Origin of the sequence: Streptomyces sp. P9-A4 (assembly GCF_036634195.1) — a bacterium.
Taxonomy (GTDB): Bacteria; Actinomycetota; Actinomycetes; order Streptomycetales; family Streptomycetaceae; genus Streptomyces.
Map to the genome: position 1 here is coordinate 4,387,051 of NZ_JAZIFY010000001.1, position 17,542 is coordinate 4,404,592.

Consider the following 17,542-nt stretch of genomic DNA (forward strand, 5'->3'; position numbering starts at 1 on the left):
GTACGGCCATTACGGTCCTGTCCTATGTCCTACCGCGAGCTCGCCACCCGTTCCGTACTGTTCTGGTCCGGCGTCACCGTCACCAGCAGGCTGCCCGTCGCCATGGCGCCGCTCGCGCTCGTGTTCCTGGTGCGGGAGCGGCCCGGGGGCTACTCGCTGGGGGCGGCGCTCGCCGCCGCGTACGTCATCGGCGAGATCGTCGCCGCGCCCGTCCTCGGCATGCGGATGAACGCCGGGCGGGCCCGGCCGCAGCTCGCCGCCGGGCTCGCGGTGGGCGCCGCGGGCTTCGCGGGCCTCGGGCTCCTGCCGGGCGCGCACCCGGTGCTCCTCGCCGTCCTCGCGCTGTTCGCGGGCGCCGGGCCCGGCGCCGTGCCCGGCGGGCTGCGGGCCCTCCTCACCAGCCTGGTCCCGGAACGGGCCGTGACCCAGGCGATGAGCATGGAGTCGGTGCTCACCTTCGGCATCTGGGCCGCCGCGCCGGCGCTCGTCACCGGGCTGGCGCTCGGCGTCGACCCCGCCGTACCGCTGCTGCTCTCGGCGGCGTCGATGGCGCTCGCCGTCGCCGGGCTGCGGCTGCTGCCCGTGGGATGGGAGCAGCCGGTGGCCGGGGAGGACGGCGGGGCGGCGCGGCGGGCGCTGCTGCGGGCCTGGCCCGTGTACGTCCTCGGCGCCGCCGGACTGACCCTGCTGGCGCTCGCCGAGCTGATCCTGCCCGCCCTGCTCGAACAGCGGGGGATCGGCATCGGCTGGGCGGGGCCGCTGCTCGCCGGGTTCTCGATCGGTTCGGCGGTCGGCGCGTTCGTCTACGGGCTGCGGGGGAACTGGCCGGGCTCGCTGCCCGTGCAGTCGCTCGTCCTCGTCCTCGCGGTGGCCTCGGGCGTCGCGCTCGTCGCCGTCCTGCCGTGGACGGCCGCCATCGCGGTGGCCCTGGTCGCCGCCGGTCTCCTCCAGGCCCCCGCGGGCCTCACCAGGAACCTGGCCCTCAGGCAGCTGCTGCCGCCGTCCGCGCTCGCCGCCGGCTACTCCCTGATGTACGCGGCCGTCGGCGCCGGATACGCGGCGAGCGGGGCCCTCGCGGGCGGGCTGCTCAAGGTGGTGGCCCCGTCGACGGCGATCCTGTACGGGGTGGGGCTGACGGTGCTGCTGGCGGTGGTGGGGGCGGTGGGGGAGCGGCGACTCGCCCGCGAGACACCGGAGCCGGTGGGGGAGGGTCAGGAAGACGCCTCCGCGCCCGTCCGGAAGGTCCGCCGGTAGGACGTCGGGGTCACCCCGATCGCGCTCATCAGGTGCACCCGGAGGGACTGCGCCGTGCCGAAGCCCGCGTCCCGCGCGACCCGGTCGACCGGCAGGCCCGTGGACTCCAGGAGGTAGCGGGCGCGTTCGACGCGCTGCTGGGTGAGCCACTGGCCGGGGCTGATGCCGACCTCGTCCCGGAACCGGCGGGTGAACGTCCGTACGCTCATCGCCTCCTTCTCGGCCAGGTCCCGCAGCTGGATCGGCTCGTGGAGGTGGGCGAGCGCCCAGGCGCGCGCCGCCGTCGTGGTGTGGGTGCCGGTCTCCGGCACCGGGCGCTCGATGTACTGGGCCTGGCCGCCGTCCCGGTGCGGCGGTACGACCGTCCGGCGGGCGACGTCGTTCGCGACCGCCGTCCCGTGGTCGCGGCGCACGATGTGCAGGCACAGGTCGATCCCGGCGGCCACCCCCGCCGAGGTGAGCACGTCGCCGTCGTCGACGAACAGCACGTCGGCGTCGACCCGGACGCGCGGGAAGAGCCGCTGGAAGTGCTCGGCCGAGGACCAGTGCGTGGTGGCCGGGCGGCCGTCGAGGAATCCGGCGGCGGCGAGCACGTACCCGCCGGTACAGATGGAGACGAGCCGGGTGCCGGGCCTGATGTGCGCGAGGGCGGCGGCCAGTTCCCCGGTGAGGCGGCCCTCGGCGTAGACCGGGCCGAGTTCGTACGAGGCGGGGACGACGACCGTGTCGGCGGTGGCGAGGGCCTCCGGGCCGTGCTCGACGTGCACCGAGAAGTCGGCGTCGGTGGGTACGGGCCCGGCGGCCGGCGCGCAGGTGACGATCTCGTACAGCAGCCTGCCCTCCGCGTCGCGGGCGCGGCCGAAGATCCGGTGCGGGATGCCCAGTTCGAAGGGGAGGAGGCCGGGCAGGGCAAGCACGACAACGCGGTGCGGGGACGGCACGGGCGGTGCTCCCATCGGAAAATCAGTGGTGGTGTAGACCAGCTGGCTGGTAGCTGTTCGTCTTCGTGACGGACAACACGTACAAGTCTGAGGCCGCCGAGCGGATTCCCGCCCCGGCCGAGCCGCCCGCACTGTGGAACCGTAACTTCCGGCTCTTCTTCGTCGCCCGCGCGGTCGCCGTCTTCGGCGAGGGCATGGTCCCGGTGGCCTTCGCCGCCGGACTCCTCGGCGCCGGTCACTCCGGCTCCACCGTCGGGTACGCGCTCGGCGGCTGGACCGCCGCCTTCGCCCTCTTCGTCCTCTTCGGCGGCGTCCTCGCGGACCGCTTCACCGCCCGCCGCATGATGATCCTCGCGGACCTGCTGCGGCTCCCCGGCGCCGCCGTCCTCGCCGTCTCCTTCGCCCTCGGCAGCCCACCGCTGTGGGCGGTCTACACCCTCTCCGTCCTCAGCGGAATCGGCGCCGCCCTCTTCCAGCCGGGCGTCGCCTCCACCATCCCGCGCATAGCCCCCGACGTGCAGCGCGCCAACGCCGTCCTGCGGGTCGCCGAAGCCCTCATGATCATGGCGGGACCGGCGGCGGCGGGCGTGCTCGTCGCCGTGTGGAACGCGGGCGCCGCCTTCGCCGTCAACGGCGTGACCTTCGCGGTCAGCGCCCTCTGCCTCGCTCTGATGCGGATCGCCCCGATCCCGTCCGACTCCCTGCGGCGCGACTCCCTCGGCGCCGAACTCGCGGGCGGCTGGCGGGAGTTCCGGTCCCGGAACTGGCTCTGGGGGGTCATCTCCATCTGGACGGTGTACGGGCTGACCGTCGCGGGCCCCATGGTGCCGCTCACCGCGAGCCTGGTCACCGAGGACCACGGCTCGGCCGCGTACGGCGTGCTCATGGCCGTCAACGGCGCGGGCAGCGCCGTCGGCGGCCTCCTCGCCCTCCGGCTGCGCCCGCGCAGACCGCTCGCGTCCGGCGCGGTCGCCCTCCTCGGCCTCCCCGTCAACCTCGCCCTGCTCGGCCTGGGCGCGCCGGTGGCGCTGCTCGGCGCGGGCCAGTTCATCGGCGGGGCGGCCTTCGCCTTCTGGCTGGTGATGTGGTCGACGGCCGTCCAGACGCACGTGCCGCAGGAGGCGTTGAACCGGATGCACGCGTACGACGTGGCCGGCTCGCTGCTGATGATGGGCGTCGGCCGCACCCTGTCGGGGCCGGTCGCGGCGGCGGTCGGCACGGAGCGGGTGCTGCTGACGGGGGCGGGGATCGCGGTGCTCGTGGTGGCGGCGCTGCTGGTCGTACGGCCGATCAGGACGCTGCCGAGGGTTTAGACCGACCGGCCTTAGGGGGTCCGGGTTCGGTGCCGGTCCAGGGGCCGTCGCTCGGCGCGCCCGTGTCCCGATCCGTTCGAAAGCTGTCAGCCGGGCCAATGGTCCGGGCGGGGCGCGCGCGGGAGGCTCAGTGGCATGGCCCAGACAACCGAGACCCCCGCCCGTACCCCTGCCGGACCGGCCCGTACCTCCCGCGTCCACCGTGCCTGGTTCGTCGCGGCGGTCACCTTCGTCACGATCATCGGCGCCGCCGCCTTCGCCTCCCTGCCGGGCCTGCTGATCGAGCCCCTGAACGCCGAGTTCGACTGGTCGCGGGGCACGATCGGCTTCGCCGTCTCGGTGAACCTCGCCCTCTACGGCCTCACCGCCCCCTTCGCCGCCGCCCTGATGGACCGTTTCGGCATCCGCCGGGTGGTCGCCGTCGCGCTGACGGTCATCTCCGTCGGATCCGTCCTCACGGTGTGGATGACGGCCGCCTGGCAGCTGGTCCTCTACTGGGGCGTCCTCGTCGGCCTCGGCAGCGGCTCGATGGCGCTCGCCTTCGCCGCGACCGTCACCAACCGCTGGTTCGTGGCCCGCAGGGGCCTGGTGACCGGCATCCTCACCGCGGCCGGCGCCTCCGGGCAGCTGGTCTTCCTGCCGCTGCTGTCCTGGCTGGTCGAGCACCACGGCTGGCGCCCGGCCGCCGTGACGGTCTCCCTCGCGGCGCTCGCCGTCGTGCCGTTCGTCTGGCTGCTGCTGCGCGACCACCCGGCGGACGTGGGGCTCGCCCCGTACGGCGGGGAGTACGCGGAGAAGCCCGCCCCCGTGCCGGGCGCCGCGCGCCGGGCCGTCACGGTCCTGTTCAAGGCGGCCCGCACGGGCCCCTTCTGGCTCCTCGCGGGCACTTTCGCGATCTGTGGCGCGTCCACGAACGGCCTGGTCAAGACCCACTTCGTACCGGCCGCGCACGACCACGGCATGCCGGTCACCGCGGCGGCCGGACTGCTCGCCGTGATCGGGGTGTTCGACGTGGTCGGCACGATCGCCTCGGGCTGGTTCACCGACCGTTTCGAGGCGCGGCGGCTGCTCGCGGTCTACTACGCGCTCCGCGGGATCTCGCTGCTCTTCCTGCCGGTGCTGCTCGCGCCGTCCGTGCACCCGCCGATGCTGTTCTTCATCGTCTTCTACGGCCTGGACTGGGTGGCGACGGTGCCGCCGACGATCGCCCTGTGCCGTGAGCACTACGGCGAGGACTCGGCGATCGTCTTCGGCTGGGTGCTCGCCTCCCACCAGGTCGGGGCGGCGGTCGTCGCCTTCGCGGGCGGGGTGGCCCGGGACGTCTTCGGCACGTACGACGTGGTCTGGTACGCCTCGGGCGCGCTGTGCGCGGCGGCGGCCCTGATGGCGCTGGTCATCAGGCGACCCCGGACGGGAGCGGTGTCCCCGGCGGGAGCATGATGACCGCCGGGGAGTGACCGGCGACTGAGCCGGGCTCAGGCCTCCGGTACGGGCGTGGCCTGGTGGTAGTACATCCGCCACCCGGATTCCTCGTCCAGCTTCCGCCAGATCGAGCTTCGCCGGGCCCGCGTGCCGTCGAGCACGGTCTCGAACGTCAGGTGCACGATCCCCGGCGCCAGTACGGTGCCGGTCATCCCGGTGGGCACGTACCGGGGGCCGTCATCGGCGGCGCCGTCCATGACCGCCAGCTCCGAGAGCGTCGACTCGCGGTCCCATCGGCGCCCCGAGGCGCCCACCTCGGTGAACTCCGGGTCGAGGAGCCGGTCGGACAGCGCGCGGGACGATCGTACGACCGGGCTCATCAGCTGGAGCTCCCGCTCGACGACCTCGGCGACGACGCTGTCCGTGTCCGTGTCCGTGTTCGTGTCCATGGGGTCATCCTGCCCCGGCGGGCGTGGGCACGCGCAAGCGAGATTTGGCGGCGGCCCCCTCGAAGGGAACGGCCGCCTATGCGCCGTCGAACCGCCCGAACTTCCCCCGGTGGAACAGCAGCGGCCCCCCGTCCTCGTCCGTCGCGCCGAGGGACTCCACCCGGCCGACCACGATCAGGTGGTCGCCCCCGGTGTGCACGGCGGTGATCGTGCAGTCGATCCAGGCGGGCGTCCCCGGCAGGCGGGGTGAGCCCGTCGTCGGCGCGGGGGTCCAGTCGACGCCCGCGAACTTGTCCGCGCCGCTCACCGCGAAGGAGCGGCACAGGCCGCCCTGGTCCGCGCCGAGGATGTTGACGCAGAAGGTGCCCGCGCTCGCGATCCGGGGCCAGGTCGTCGACGTACGGGCGACCATGAAGGCGACCAGGGGCGGGTCGAGGGAGAGGGAGGCGAAGGACTGGCAGGCGAAACCGGCCGGTCCTTCCGTGTCGAGGGCGGTCACGATCGTGACGCCGCTCGCGAAGTGGCCGAGGACGCGGCGGAATTCGGCCGGGTCGACGGGCGGTCGCTCGTCCTCCCGTACCGCGCGCAGTACCGGCCGGGGCAGTGGTTCGACGGCCGTCGGCGAACCGGCCGCTCTCAGGTGTCGGACGGCGGTGGCCGCCATCCCCGCGTGTCCCATCACATCACCCATTGAAACTGACGCATCGTCAGATGGGAAGCCCCGGGGAGCCCTTGTGCACGGGGGCGCCGCACGCCGGAGCCCCAGCGGAACACTCGGCAGCCCCGCACGCCGAAGCCCCCGGGGCGACGGACCGGCCGTCGCCCCGGGGGCTCCTGGATGAGCGCGCACTACGGGGTCGGGATCACCCGGCGACCGCCCCCGTGGACCGGGTCCAGGCGACGCCCGCCGTGTGCCCGGTCCGGTAGGCGGTCACCTTGACGGTGATCCGCGTCCCGCGCTGGGCCTTGCCGAGCGTGAGCCAGGTCTTCGTGGCGCCGGTGATGGCCCGCCCGTTCGCGTACCACTGGTAGGTGTACGAGGTCGGAGCCGGCGTCCACGTACCCCGGTTCAGGCTGAGGGTGCGCCCGACCTTGACCGTGCCGGTGACGTACGGAGCGCGGGTCGCCTGCGGCGCGAGGCCGTGGGCGACGGTGTAGCCGGCCGAGGTGTACGCGCCGGTCAGGTGCCCGGTGCGGAGGGCGTACACGGTGACGGTGACCTTCTTGCCGAGGGCCGATGCCGGGAGGACGTAACTCGACCCGGTCGCGCCGGAGACCGCGACCCCGTTCAGCCGCCACTGGTAGCCGTACGAGGTGGGCGCGGGCGACCAGGCCCCGACCACGGCGGAGACCTTCCCGCCCACGCGCGCGGACCCGGTCGGGTAGGGCACGCGGGTCGGCTTGGGCGCGAGCCCCTTGACGGCCACGGCCGGGCTGACGGCGGTGACGGAGGGGTGCCCGGCCTTGCGGGCGGTGACGGCCACGGACAGCTGCTTGCCGAAGAGGGCGGTGGGCAGGGTGTACGTGGAGGCGGTGGCACCGGCGACGGCGACGCCGTCGACGCGCCACTGGTAGGCGTACGCGTCGGCCGCCGGACTCCAGGAACCGGCCGAGGCCGTGACCTTGCCGCCGATGACGGCGGTGCCGGTCACGGTGGGAACGGCGGTGGAGCGGAGCGGGGCGACGACGGTGACCCGCCCGAACGCGTGCGCCGAGTCCTTGTACTGGTCCACCCGGAGGTACAGCGAGCCGAGCGGCGCCCCCGTCAGGTCCAGGGCGATCGTCATGCTCCGCCGGTCGGCGGCGACGGAGACCGTTGTGGACGGGGCGCGGTAGCTGCCGGACGCGTTGGTCACCTCGAAGAGGTCCTTCTCGTGCAGCGCCGTGCCGGTGACCGTCATGGTGATCTTCCCGGCGCCGACGGTGCCGGGGGTCACGGCCGTGACGGACGGCTCCACGGAGCCGCAGAGGCTGGAGCAGAAGGCGGTCGCACTCACCTGGACGGGCGCTTCGGTGGGAACCGAGGGCATCCCGATCACGAGGGTGGTGGGCCGGGACACCCAGACGTAGCCGTCCCTGCCGGGCACGACGCAGTTGTAGTACCCGTACACGTCGTCGCAGGCGTTCTGCCGGGTCACCCCGTCGTACAGCCACGGGGTCGGCGACTTCTGGTGGGACGCCGCGGGGGCGAACGACAGCTTGAGCCAGTCCCCCGTCATGGTCGGGAGCACCGCGCAGAGCGTGGGCTTCTCCTCGGACAGCGTGCCGGTCAGCGGGCCGAAGCCGTAGGTGATGTCCGGCACCCTGACGCACTCGGGCGCGGGCCCGGTGGCGGTGCCGATGCGGACGGCGTCGAAGCGGTAGGCGGGCAGGGTGGCGTCACCCGGACCGAGCTCCACGATCGCCTGGTAGGCGGTGGAGCCGGTGACGGCGCAGCCCGGTGCCAGGCTCTCGCACGCGGTGTCGCCGTTCGCGCTGTACACACCGGCCCCGTACGCGAGGCCCGTCGCGGTGTAGCGGGCCTTCAGGTGCAGGGTGTCCCGCGCGTCGGTCGTGGTCACCCGGTGGCAGACCAGGGTCCAGTACGAGCCCGAGGCGCCGAGGAGTGCCGGTGCGCCGGCCTTCGTGGCCGGGGTGGCGACGCAGCCCCGCGCGGTGGCGGTGACGTCCCGGCGGACGAGGGTGGCCGCCGGGCGGGTGCCGCCGGGGACGAGGACGGTGTACGAGAGTCCGGGCGTCAGGGCGCAGTCGTCCGACCGGTCGCCCCACTCGTCCTGGCAGGCGGGCTCGCCGTGCTCGTCGAGCACGGTGAAGCCCTCGGTGGAGCCGTCCGCGGTCCTGATCAGCTCGCGGGCGGAGTGGTCGTCGGCCGGGATCGTCAGGCAGTCGCCGACGACTCCGTCGCCGGTGCCCACGGTCGCCCCGGCCGGGTTCGGGCCGAAGTCACCGGCGGGGAAGGTCCGGCAGTCGCTCGCCACGTCCGTGCGGCGCACGACGAGGCCGTAGGAGCCGGTGTCCGCGCCCGATCCCGCGCGCTCGACGATCGCGCGGTAGGGCGCGGTGCCGCCGAGGGAGCAGGCGCCCGAGGACAGGGACTCCTCCCTCCAGCAGAGGGTGGTGCCGGTCGCGTCGAGCACCGTGATGTTCGGTGTCACCCCGCCGTCGGCGGGCCCGCCCGTGATGGCCACCTTGGCGCCCTGCGGGACGGGCAGGTTCAGGCAGTCGACCTCGTGGGCGACGGCGAGGGCGCCCCGGTACGGCTGCCCCAGGGACATGTCCTCGCAGCCCTCCGCGGCGGAGGTGAGGTCGAGGATCCGTACGGCGTCGTCGGCGACCAGGGTGTACGTCACGCCCGCGGTGAGCGGGCAGGCGCCCCCGTACTCGCAGACCCTTCCGTCCGGCCCGTAGATCGCGATCGGACCCGTGCTGCCGGACGCCGTGACGGCCTGCACCCTGTACAGGCCGCTTCGGGCCGGGGTGAACGTCTTGCACTCGGCCGGAGCCGGGTCCTGCGCGGGCACCGGGCCGTACGCGGTCACGCCCGCGACCGAGCAGCCCACGGGGTGGGTGACCTGCCGGAGCGTCAGGGTGTACGGGACGGGGTACGTGCCGCCGGAATTGGGCGCGAAGCGCGCGAGGACGCGGTAGTCGCCGCCTCCGGCGGGCGTCACGCAGGCGTAGCCGACGCTGCAGAGCCGCTTGCCCGTGCTGTCGGTGATCCACGCCTCGACGTTGGCGGAGGCGTGGTTCCGGAGGGTGGAGGTGATCAGCTCGCCCGGCGCGGCCGTGAAGGAGTGGCAGACGATGCCGGCCCCGCTGGTGGAGGTGCCGGTCGTCGGGGCCGTGCCGAAGGCGGTGCCGACGGGGCCCGTGCAGCCGGGGCCGGCCATCAGCGGGACGAAGGCGATCCGCGCCTCGGTGGAGGCGTAGTCACCGCCGGCGAGGTCGAGCGTGTACGTGCCGGCGGCCAGCTCGCAGGGGACCGAGCCGAGACCCGGGCACGCGACCGGCGTGCCGCCGGAGGAGAGCGTCATCGACGACGGGTGACCGCCGTCGATGACCAGCCAGTGCCGACCGGACTTCTCCACGGTGAGCGTGAAGCAGGCGGTGTCGAGCAGGCCCAGCTTCACCTGGCCGACCGCGTCGCCCGGGTCGCCGAACGGCGCCAGGGGCAGCACGGGGCAGGGGGCCGCCGTGGGGTCCGTCGGGTTCGGCGTCGGTTCGGCGGTCGGTGGCGCCGTGGGCGTCGGGTCCGTCGTGGGGCCGGGCGTCGGCGACGTCGGTTCGGGCGTCGGGTCCGGCGCGGGTGCCGCGCTCGCGGACGTCGGCGGCGCGGGCGTCGCCGCCAGTGCCGTCCCCGTCGGGAGCATCGGCCCGATCAGGGCCGTCAGCAGGGCGGGAACCAGAAGAAGCGATCTTCTGGATCTTCGAGATCTTCGGGACTTTTCGCGCGAGCGCGCGGAGTCGGGCATGTCCGTTCCCCCCGGAGCGGCAGTGTGTGGCATATGCGCGACACACGATAGGGCCCCGGTACGACAGCCTCCGCTACCGCCCCGCTCCAAGCGCTCCCGCTACCCGGCCCTCACCCCGAGCCCCACCGCCTACCGCCCCTCGTACCGCGCCTCCCTCCGTTCCACGAAGCTCGCCACCCCCTCCTGCGCGTCCCTCGTCGTCATGTTCAGTTCCTGCGCCGTCGCCTCCGCCGCGAAGGCCGTCGGCCTGTCCGTGTCCAGGGACGCGTTCACCAGCTGTTTCGTCAGGGCGAGCGCCCGCGTCGGGCCCTGGGCGAGGCGTTCGGCCCACTCCCGGGCCGTCTTCGGCAGTTCCTCCGCCGGGACCACCCGGTTCACCAGGCCCAGTTCCCGTGCCTCCGCCGCCGTCACCGCGTCCCCGAAGAACAGCAGCTCCTTCGCCCGCTGCGGCCCGATCAGCCGGGGCAGCAGATACGCTCCGCCGCCGTCCGGGACCAGCCCCCGCCGTACGAACACCTCGATGAACCGCGCCGATTCCGCCGCGATCACCAGGTCGCACGCGAACGCCAGGTGCGCGCCGATGCCCGCCGCCGTCCCGTTCACCGCCGCGATCACCGGCTTCTCGCAGTCCATGACGGCGGCGATGAACCGCTGGGCGCCCTGCCGGATCATCCGGGCCACGTCCCCCACCACGCGTTCACCAGGAGTGGCGGGCGCGCCGCGCAGGTCCGCGCCCGCGCAGAAGCCGCGCCCGGTCGCCGTCACCACCACGGCCCGCACGTCCGGGTCGGCGGAGGCCTCGGCGAGCAGGGCGATGATCCGTTCCCGCTGGTCCCAGGTGACCGCGTTCATCGCCTCGGGGCGGTTGAGGGTGATCCACGAGACGCCGTTCTCGACGGTGTGGAGTACGTCGGACATCGCAGGGGCTCCTATCGGCAGACCGCCAGCGCGTCCAGGGCCACCGCGCCCTGGCCGCGCGGCAGCACCATCAGCGGGTTGATGTCGAGTTCGGTGAGGTCGCCGTCGAGTTCGAGGGCCATCCGCTGCACCCGCAGGACGACTTCGACGAGCGCGTCGATGTCGGCGGGCGGCGCTCCCCGTACGCCGTCGAGCAGTGCCCGGCCGCGCAGTTCGTCGAGCATCGAGCGGGCCTCGGGTTCCCCGAACGGCGGGACCCGTACGGCCGTGTCGTTGAGGACCTCCACGAGGACCCCGCCGAGGCCGACGGTGACGGTCGGGCCGAAGAGTTCGTCGCGGGTCACGCCCACCACCATCTCGACCCCGCGTCCGACCATCTGGCAGACCAGGATGCCGTCGAGGTCGATCTCCTCGAAGCGGGCGATGTCGGTGAGTTCGCGGTAGGCGTCCCGTACCTGACTGGCCGAGGTGAGCCCGACCTTGACCAGGCCCAGTTCCGTCTTGTGGGCGAGCTGTGCGCCCGAGGCCTTCATGACGACCGGGTAGCCGACGAGTCCGGCGGCCCGGACGGCCGCCGCCGCGCTGGTGACGAGCTGCTCGCGCGGCACCCGTATCCCGTACGCCCGCAGGAGCTGCTTCGCGGCGTGCTCGCTGAGCCGCCGGCCGGGCCGCATGAGGGCCTGGGCCTTGCGGAGGGAGGGGGAGGGGGTGCGGGGGGCCTCGTCGAAGGGGGAGCGGTAGGCGGCGGTGAAGCGGTGGTGGTCGAGATAGGCCTTCACGGCGCCGATGCAGTTGGCGAAGGTACGGAAGGTGGCGACGCGCGAGGAGCCGAGGAGGGTCGTGCGGTAGGCCTCCTCCGTACCGACGGGGGAGCCCCAGACCACGCACACCAGTTTGTCCGTCGCCTCGGCGGCGTCGACGAGGTCCTGGGCGAGCTTGTCGCTCATGGGCGGGAAGGGGCCGGTGATGGGACAGATCAGGACGCCGACGGAGGGGTCCGCGAGGATCGCGTCGATGATCTTCCGGCCGCGCCAGTCGCCCACCGGGTGGCCGCCGTTGTCGACGGGGTTGGAGACGTTGAGGTACTCCGGGATCCACTGGTGGAGTTCGTCCTGCTTGCCCTGCGGGAGGGTGGGGATGTCGAGTCCCGCCGCCGTGGCGAGGTCGGCGAAGTGGGCGCCCGTCCCGCCGGAGATGGAGTAGACGACCACGCCGTCGGCGAGCGGCGCGCGGGCGCGGGCGAGCAGGGTCGCGGTGTCCTGGAGCTGGTCGAGCCCGTCGACCCGGATCACCCCGAACTGCCGCATGGCGGCGTCGACGACCCGGTCCGCGCCGGTGAGCTTGCCGGTGTGGGAGGCGGCGGTGCGGGCTCCGGTCTCGGTGCGGCCGACCTTGACGGCGACGACGGGGACGCCCTGGCGGGCCGCCTGGTCGGCGGCGAGGAGGAAGGAGCGGCCGTCCTTGAGCCCTTCGACGTAGCAGGCGATGGCGCCGACCTCGGGCCGTCCGGCGAAGTACGAGAGGAAGTCGGCGGTCTCCAGGTCGGCTTCGTTGCCGGTGGGTGCCCAGTGGGAGAGGCGGACGCCCAGCTCCTGGAGGGTGAAGACGGGCCGCCCCTGGTGGCCGGACTGGGTGATGAGGGCGATGGCGGGGCCTTCGAGGTCGTCGCGGAAGCGTTCGAAGGCGTTGAGGTTGGTGTTGGGGCCGAGGAGGCGGATGCCGGAGCGGCGTACGGCGGCGGCGAGGCGTTCCTGTGCGGCGGCGCCGGCCTCTCCGGTCTCGGCGAAGCCGGAGGCGAACGCGACCGCGAACTTCACCTTGGTCTCGGCGAGCTGCTCGATGACGGGCAGCGGATCCGCGACGAGGAGGACGGCGAGGTCGACGGGTTCGGTGAGGTCGCCGACGGACGGTACGCAGTCGATCCCGAAGACGCTGGTACGGGTCGGGTGCACGGGTACGAGCCGGGCGCCGACGCGTTCGGCCCAGGCGAGCAGCTGCCGGGTGATCCCGGTGTTGGGCCGTCCCTCGGTGTCCGAGGCGCCGACGACGGCGACGGACTCGGGCCGGAAGAACCGGTCGAGGTCGGGTACGGGCGCGTGCAGCGGGCGCCCGCTGACGTCTCTGTCGCCGGGGACGGCGGTCACGCCGTGCACGGTTGCCCGGTCCGGTTCTCCGCAGGCGACCACGCGGGCGCGGCGATCGGCCGTGAAGGTGCCGTGAGTCGATCCAAGCAATGTTCCGCCCGCCCTTCACCCATCATCCTTATGAAGCTGACACTTAGTCAGATTACAGAACTGACGCTCAGTCAGGAATGGGTGTGCGCGGGGAAGCCGGATCCGGGCCGGGAGATTCCCCCCGGGAACAGCCGGTGCCCCGCCCCCGTTTCCCCCGGGTGCGGGGCACCGCCTTCACCGTCGTACGCACCTCAGGCGGCCCCCGACCGCCCCGGCCGCCCGGCCCGCCGCGCGATCCGCCGGGCGATCCGCTCCGCGTCGATCGCCAGCTCCCTGAACATCCCGCTGATCGGGTTCGTGAAGCCCGTGAAGTACAGCCCCGGCGCCTCGCGCGGGCAGCGCGCCCCGTGCGTCAGCGGCCTGCCCCGGTCGTCGAGGACGTCCAGGTGGCCCAGGAGCGGTTCCAGGGCGCGCCGGTAGCCGGTCGCCGCTATGACGGCCTCCGGGGTGATCCGGGTGCCGTCCGCGAGGACCACGTCCGGGCCGTCCAGGTCCTCCACGGCCGCGACGATCTCGACCTTGCCCGCCCGCACGGCGGCGATCAGGCCCACGTCCTGCACCGGGATCGCGCCTTCGCGCTGCCGGGTGGCGAGGCCGGTGTCCGGCCGGGGCAGCCCGTACGCCCGGAGGTCCGGCGACGCGAACCGGGCCACCAGCCCGCCCAGAAGGTCCACCAGCGCCACCGGAAGCCGCCGGATGAGGATGCCGGAGCGCTGGGCGGGCCAGCCGGCCGTCGTCCGGCGCACGATGTGCGGGACGGTCCGCACGGCCAGCCGGACGCGCTTCGCCCCGCCCCCGGCGAGGTCGGCGGCGATCTCCGCGCCGGTGTTGCCGATGCCGACGACGAGGACGTCCTTCCCGGCGTACGGCTCCGGGTTGCGGTAGGTCCGGGCGTGGCTCAGCTCGCCCTCGTACGCGGTGAGGCCGGGCCACTCGGGCAGGATCGGGGTGTGGTTGTGGCCGGTGGCCACGACGACCGCGCTCGCGGTGAGCCGCCGTCCGCCCGTCGCGTGCAGGATCCAGTCCCCGCCGGCCCGGTCGACGCGGAGGACCTCGACGCCCGTCACGACCTCCAGCTCGTGCTTCTCGGCGTACTTCTCCAGGTAGCGCACCACGTCCGCGCGGGCGACCCAGCGCCCGAAGGAGCGGGGGATGCGCAGCCCGGGGAGGGCGGAGAGGCGCCGGGTGGTGTGCAGCCGCAGCCGGTCGTAGTGGGTGCGCCAGGAGGCGCCGACCGCGTCGGACTTCTCCAGGACGACGGCCCGGACGCCCCGCTCGCGCAGCGAGGCGGCGACCGCGAGTCCGCCGGGGCCGCCGCCGATGACGTAGACGGGGTGGGCGGAGGAGGGAGGGGGGGTGGTGGCCATGAACGCTGAGCGTAATGACGTGTACACGTTGTGGGTCTCGACCAAGAGGGATTTCGGTTGCGAATCGGTCACGCGCGCCCGCGTCCCGCGCTCCGCGTCCCGCCCCGGCCGCACCCGGACCCCACCCCGGCGTCCCCACCTCTTGCGCTCCCCGCCCGCCCTGCGCTGAACTGACGTACCGTCAGATCAGGCTCGTCGAGAGGACGCGCGCATGCAGACCGTCTGGCTCACCGGCGCCGAATGGCTCGCCGTCCTCCGCATCGGCCTCGGCCTGTGGTGGCTGGAGAGCTGGCGCCACAAGGACAAGAAGGGCTGGTTCGAGCGCGGCACCGGGATCGCCTGGGCCGCCGACGTCGCGGGCAACCACAAGTGGCCGCAGGTCAAGAAGGGCTTCGAGGCCGTCGTCGCCCCGCGCCCCAAGCTCATGGCGTACGTCGTCGTCTACGCCGAACTCGCCCTCGGGCTCGGCCTCGTGACCGGCTTCCTCACCCCCGTCGCCCTCGTCGGCGGCCTCCTCCTCAACCTCCTCTACCTCGTCCTGATGATCCACGACTGGGCCGAGCAGGGGCAGAACGCGATGATGGCGCTGATCTCGTTCGTCGCGCTCCTCGCCATGTCCTGGCAGACCTGGTCCCTCGACTCCGCGATCGGACTCTTCTGATGACGGCAACCCCGGCGAACCTCCCGGACATCGACGCCTTCACCCGCCCGTACTGGGACGCCGCAGCCGAGGGCCGGCTGCTGCTGCGCCGGTGCGCCGCCTGCGACCGCGTCCACCACTACCCGCGCGAGTTCTGCCCCCACTGCTGGAGCGAGGACGTCCGCTGGGAGGGGGCGAGCGGCCGGGCCACCCTCTACACCTGGTCGGTCGTCCACCGGAACGACCTCCCGCCCTTCGGCGAGCGCGTCCCGTACGTCGCCGCCGTGGTCGACCTCGCGGAGGGGCCGCGCATGATGACGGAGGTCGTCGACGTGGCGGAGGGGGATCTCCGCATCGGGATGGAACTGCGGGTCGCCTTCCGCGCGGAAGGGGCGGTGACGGTCCCGGTCTTCACGACCGCCACCGCCCCCGTCACCACCTCTGCCGGGCGCCCCGCCTAGACCGGGGAGACGTTCTTCCAGAGCTGGGTGCTGCTGCTCGGGTCGCAGGTGTACTGCATCATGAACGGCGGTCCGGCGACCATGCACTGGCCGCTGCTCATGTTCTTGATGGTCATGCCGGCGGACGACTTGCTGTTGATCTTCCAGGACTGGAGGCTGGAGCCGTTGCAGGCCTTGGCCGTGAAGCCGGGCGTGCCGCCCGGCTGGAGGCAGTGGCCGGACTGCTTGTTGACCAGCCGGAAGGTGCCGTTCGCCTGGGCCCGGTAGATCCAGGCGTAGGAGATCGTGCCGCTGGTGGCCGGCTCACCGCACGGCGCGGTGTAGGCCAGGATCGCGTATCCGGGGTTGGTCTCGGCCAGGCACTCCCCGTTGGAGACGCTCTTGATGGAGTACGTCCCCGAGGGCGCCGAACCGCCGGTCGACGGCGGGGGCGCGGGCCGCTGGGTCGTCGGGTTCGTCGTGGGCGGCCGGGTGGTGGGCTTGGGTGCGGTCCCGCCGCCGGACGGCGCGGTCGTGCCGCCGCCCGAACCGCTGCCGCTGCCGCTGCCGGAGCCCGAGCCGCTGCCCGAGCCGGACCCGCTGCCGGAACCGGAGCCACTGCCCGCCCCGCCTCCGCCGCCCGGCAGGGTGCCCGTGCCGCCCGCGCCGCCACCCGCCGCGCCGCCGCCCGCGGCGTTGGCCGGGGGCGGTGCGCCGGGGGTGGTGCCCGGCGGCTGCGAGGAGGGCTTGGCGCCCGGGGTCTTCGCCGACGGTGAGCCGGGCGCGGAGGACGGCGGTACGTTCGCGGGCTGCGAGGCCACCGTGGACGGCGGCGTGGTGGTGGGCCCGGCCGCGCCCAGGCGGCCGATCTGGTACGGGCCGAGGGCCACCGTCAGCGTCGTGCCGGTCGCCACGACCACCGGTACGGCCAGCATGAGGACCCGGTTGCGCCGCTTGTTCTCCCGCTGCCCGGGGGCGCCGGTCCCGGTGAGGGTGCCGATCCGGTCGGGCGACGCGGTGGCGGGCTCCTTGGAGCCGGCCTGCGGGGTGAGGGAGGCCGTGGCCACGTCCTCGGCGGGCTCGGCCTTCGCCAGCTCCGCGAGGTGCTCGGCGGTGGGCGTCTCGGCGGCGAACACGGCCCGCTCGGCGATCCGCTCGCCGACGGCGGCGGGCCACACCGAGCCCTCGGCCCGCTCGGCGGTCCGCTCGACGAGTTCGGCGGCCGTGGGCCGGTCCGCCGGATCCTTCTCCAGGCAGGTCTTGATGAGTGCGGCCAGCTCGGGATCGGTCTCCGTGAGCTTCCCGAACTCGGGCTCGGCGTGCACCACGCGGTAGAGCAGGTCGGGGCCGGAGCCGTCACCGAACGGCGGGCGGCCGTTGGCCGCGTAGAGGAGGAGGCTGCCGAGGGCGAAGACATCGGCGGCGCCGGTCAGCCGCCGGTCCGCGACCGCCTGCTCGGGCGCCATGTAGGCGGGGGTGCCGATGACCATGCCGGTCTTCGTCAGACGGCTCTGGTCGGCGGCGCGGGCCACCCCGAAGTCGATGAGGGAGAGACCCGAGCCGGTGAGCATGACGTTGGACGGCTTGAGGTCGCGGTGCACCATGTCCGCGCCGTGGACGACGCCGAGTCCGGCGGCGGCGTGGTGCAGCAGCCGCCAGAGCGCCTCGGCGGGCAGCGGGCCGCCGTGCAGCCGGATCGCCTCGTTGAGGGTGATGCCGGGGATGAACTCGGTCGCGAACCACGGCGGCTTGGCCGTGCGGTCGCTGGCGAGCAGCTTGGTGTTGGCGCCGGCGGGCAGCCGGGCGAGGTTGTCGAGTTCGTGGCCGAAGTGGTTCAGGAAGTCGGCGTCCTCGGCGAGCACGGGAAGCACCCGCTTCACCGCCGCGAACTTCCCGGGAACAGCGCCGAGATAGACCCGGCCCATGCCTCCGGACCCGAGGACACCGAGCAGCCTGAAGGCGCCGATCTGTCGTGGATCCCCCGGTTCCAGCGGTATGGCCCCGCTGCCGCCCAAACTGTCCGAACTAGAACTGGTTTCCATTTCCCCCTGCATGGGCCTCAGAGTAGCGGAGGCCGTTTGCGATCTGAACG

General features: G+C 73.7%; 13 protein-coding genes. 5 read left to right on the forward strand and 8 right to left on the reverse strand.

Annotated elements, in window-relative coordinates:
- Window positions 1-24: 24 nt before the first annotated feature.
- Window positions 25-1,254, forward strand: coding sequence for an MFS transporter (locus V4Y03_RS19795; RefSeq protein ID WP_332435793.1), 1,230 nt, complete (start codon window positions 25-27; stop codon window positions 1,252-1,254).
- Here the strand turns inward: V4Y03_RS19795 and V4Y03_RS19800 are convergent.
- The gene (locus V4Y03_RS19800) at window positions 1,212-2,210 is read right to left on the reverse strand and encodes a GlxA family transcriptional regulator (RefSeq protein ID WP_317875657.1); all 999 of its coding nucleotides are present in this window, start codon (window positions 2,208-2,210) and stop codon (window positions 1,212-1,214) included. The genes V4Y03_RS19795 and V4Y03_RS19800 overlap by 43 nt on opposite strands.
- 50 nt (window positions 2,211-2,260) lie before the next feature.
- Here V4Y03_RS19800 and V4Y03_RS19805 point away from each other — a divergent pair, with 50 nt between their 5' ends.
- Window positions 2,261-3,508, forward strand: a complete 1,248-nt coding sequence (locus tag V4Y03_RS19805; RefSeq protein WP_443079803.1) for an MFS transporter — start codon at window positions 2,261-2,263, stop codon at window positions 3,506-3,508.
- 135 nt (window positions 3,509-3,643) lie between these two features.
- Window positions 3,644-4,948 (forward strand): MFS transporter, encoded by a 1,305-nt coding sequence (locus V4Y03_RS19810; RefSeq protein ID WP_332435794.1) that lies wholly within the window; start codon window positions 3,644-3,646, stop codon window positions 4,946-4,948.
- A 35-nt stretch (window positions 4,949-4,983) separates the two neighbouring features.
- Here V4Y03_RS19810 and V4Y03_RS19815 read toward each other — a convergent pair whose 3' ends face one another.
- The 6 genes from V4Y03_RS19815 to V4Y03_RS19840 all read right to left on the reverse strand — a co-directional run bounded on the left by V4Y03_RS19815 (window position 4,984) and on the right by V4Y03_RS19840 (window position 14,370).
- The gene (locus V4Y03_RS19815; RefSeq protein ID WP_332435795.1) at window positions 4,984-5,379 is read right to left on the reverse strand and encodes a nuclear transport factor 2 family protein; all 396 of its coding nucleotides are present in this window, start codon (window positions 5,377-5,379) and stop codon (window positions 4,984-4,986) included.
- Between the two features lie 76 nt (window positions 5,380-5,455).
- Window positions 5,456-6,070 (reverse strand): flavin reductase family protein, encoded by a 615-nt coding sequence (locus tag V4Y03_RS19820; RefSeq protein WP_317875660.1) that lies wholly within the window; start codon window positions 6,068-6,070, stop codon window positions 5,456-5,458.
- 172 nt (window positions 6,071-6,242) lie between these two features.
- The gene (locus V4Y03_RS19825) at window positions 6,243-9,749 is read right to left on the reverse strand and encodes a hypothetical protein (protein ID WP_332435796.1); all 3,507 of its coding nucleotides are present in this window, start codon (window positions 9,747-9,749) and stop codon (window positions 6,243-6,245) included.
- A gap of 231 nt (window positions 9,750-9,980) precedes the next feature.
- On the reverse strand, window positions 9,981-10,769 hold the full coding sequence (locus tag V4Y03_RS19830) for an enoyl-CoA hydratase/isomerase family protein (RefSeq protein WP_332435797.1): 789 nt from the start codon (window positions 10,767-10,769) through the stop codon (window positions 9,981-9,983).
- An 11-nt stretch (window positions 10,770-10,780) separates the two neighbouring features.
- Complete coding sequence (locus V4Y03_RS19835) at window positions 10,781-13,003, reverse strand: acetate--CoA ligase family protein (RefSeq protein ID WP_317875663.1); 2,223 nt, start codon at window positions 13,001-13,003, stop codon at window positions 10,781-10,783.
- 191 nt (window positions 13,004-13,194) lie between these two features.
- Window positions 13,195-14,370 carry a flavin-containing monooxygenase gene (locus tag V4Y03_RS19840; protein ID WP_332435798.1) on the reverse strand — a complete coding sequence of 392 codons (1,176 nt, stop codon included), beginning with the start codon at window positions 14,368-14,370 and terminating at the stop codon, window positions 13,195-13,197.
- A gap of 211 nt (window positions 14,371-14,581) precedes the next feature.
- Here V4Y03_RS19840 and V4Y03_RS19845 point away from each other — a divergent pair, with 211 nt between their 5' ends.
- Both V4Y03_RS19845 and V4Y03_RS19850 read left to right on the forward strand, forming a co-directional pair.
- The gene (locus V4Y03_RS19845; RefSeq protein WP_317875665.1) at window positions 14,582-15,031 is read left to right on the forward strand and encodes a DoxX family membrane protein; all 450 of its coding nucleotides are present in this window, start codon (window positions 14,582-14,584) and stop codon (window positions 15,029-15,031) included.
- On the forward strand, window positions 15,031-15,471 hold the full coding sequence (locus tag V4Y03_RS19850) for a Zn-ribbon domain-containing OB-fold protein (RefSeq protein WP_317875666.1): 441 nt from the start codon (window positions 15,031-15,033) through the stop codon (window positions 15,469-15,471). The genes V4Y03_RS19845 and V4Y03_RS19850 overlap by 1 nt, the downstream gene beginning before the upstream one ends.
- Here V4Y03_RS19850 and V4Y03_RS19855 read toward each other — a convergent pair.
- Complete coding sequence (locus tag V4Y03_RS19855; RefSeq protein WP_443079804.1) at window positions 15,468-17,492, reverse strand: serine/threonine-protein kinase; 2,025 nt, start codon at window positions 17,490-17,492, stop codon at window positions 15,468-15,470. The genes V4Y03_RS19850 and V4Y03_RS19855 overlap by 4 nt on opposite strands.
- Window positions 17,493-17,542: the final 50 nt, after the last annotated feature.

Excerpts from the sequence above, each read along its gene's own strand:
- V4Y03_RS19795 (WP_332435793.1), top strand. The coding sequence starts at position 25 with ATGTCCTACCGCGAGCTCGCCACCCGTTCCGTACTGTTCTGGTCCGGC.
- V4Y03_RS19800 (WP_317875657.1), bottom strand. The coding sequence starts at position 2,210 with ATGGGAGCACCGCCCGTGCCGTCCCCGCACCGCGTTGTCGTGCTTGCC.
- V4Y03_RS19810 (WP_332435794.1), top strand. The coding sequence starts at position 3,644 with ATGGCCCAGACAACCGAGACCCCCGCCCGTACCCCTGCCGGACCGGCC.
- V4Y03_RS19815 (WP_332435795.1), bottom strand. The coding sequence starts at position 5,379 with ATGGACACGAACACGGACACGGACACGGACAGCGTCGTCGCCGAGGTC.
- V4Y03_RS19820 (WP_317875660.1), bottom strand. The coding sequence starts at position 6,070 with ATGGGTGATGTGATGGGACACGCGGGGATGGCGGCCACCGCCGTCCGA.
- V4Y03_RS19825 (WP_332435796.1), bottom strand. The coding sequence starts at position 9,749 with ATGCTCCCGACGGGGACGGCACTGGCGGCGACGCCCGCGCCGCCGACG.
- V4Y03_RS19830 (WP_332435797.1), bottom strand. The coding sequence starts at position 10,769 with ATGTCCGACGTACTCCACACCGTCGAGAACGGCGTCTCGTGGATCACC.
- V4Y03_RS19840 (WP_332435798.1), bottom strand. The coding sequence starts at position 14,370 with ATGGCCACCACCCCCCCTCCCTCCTCCGCCCACCCCGTCTACGTCATC.
- V4Y03_RS19845 (WP_317875665.1), top strand. The coding sequence starts at position 14,582 with ATGCAGACCGTCTGGCTCACCGGCGCCGAATGGCTCGCCGTCCTCCGC.
- V4Y03_RS19850 (WP_317875666.1), top strand. The coding sequence starts at position 15,031 with ATGACGGCAACCCCGGCGAACCTCCCGGACATCGACGCCTTCACCCGC.
- V4Y03_RS19855 (WP_443079804.1), bottom strand. The coding sequence starts at position 17,492 with ATGGAAACCAGTTCTAGTTCGGACAGTTTGGGCGGCAGCGGGGCCATA.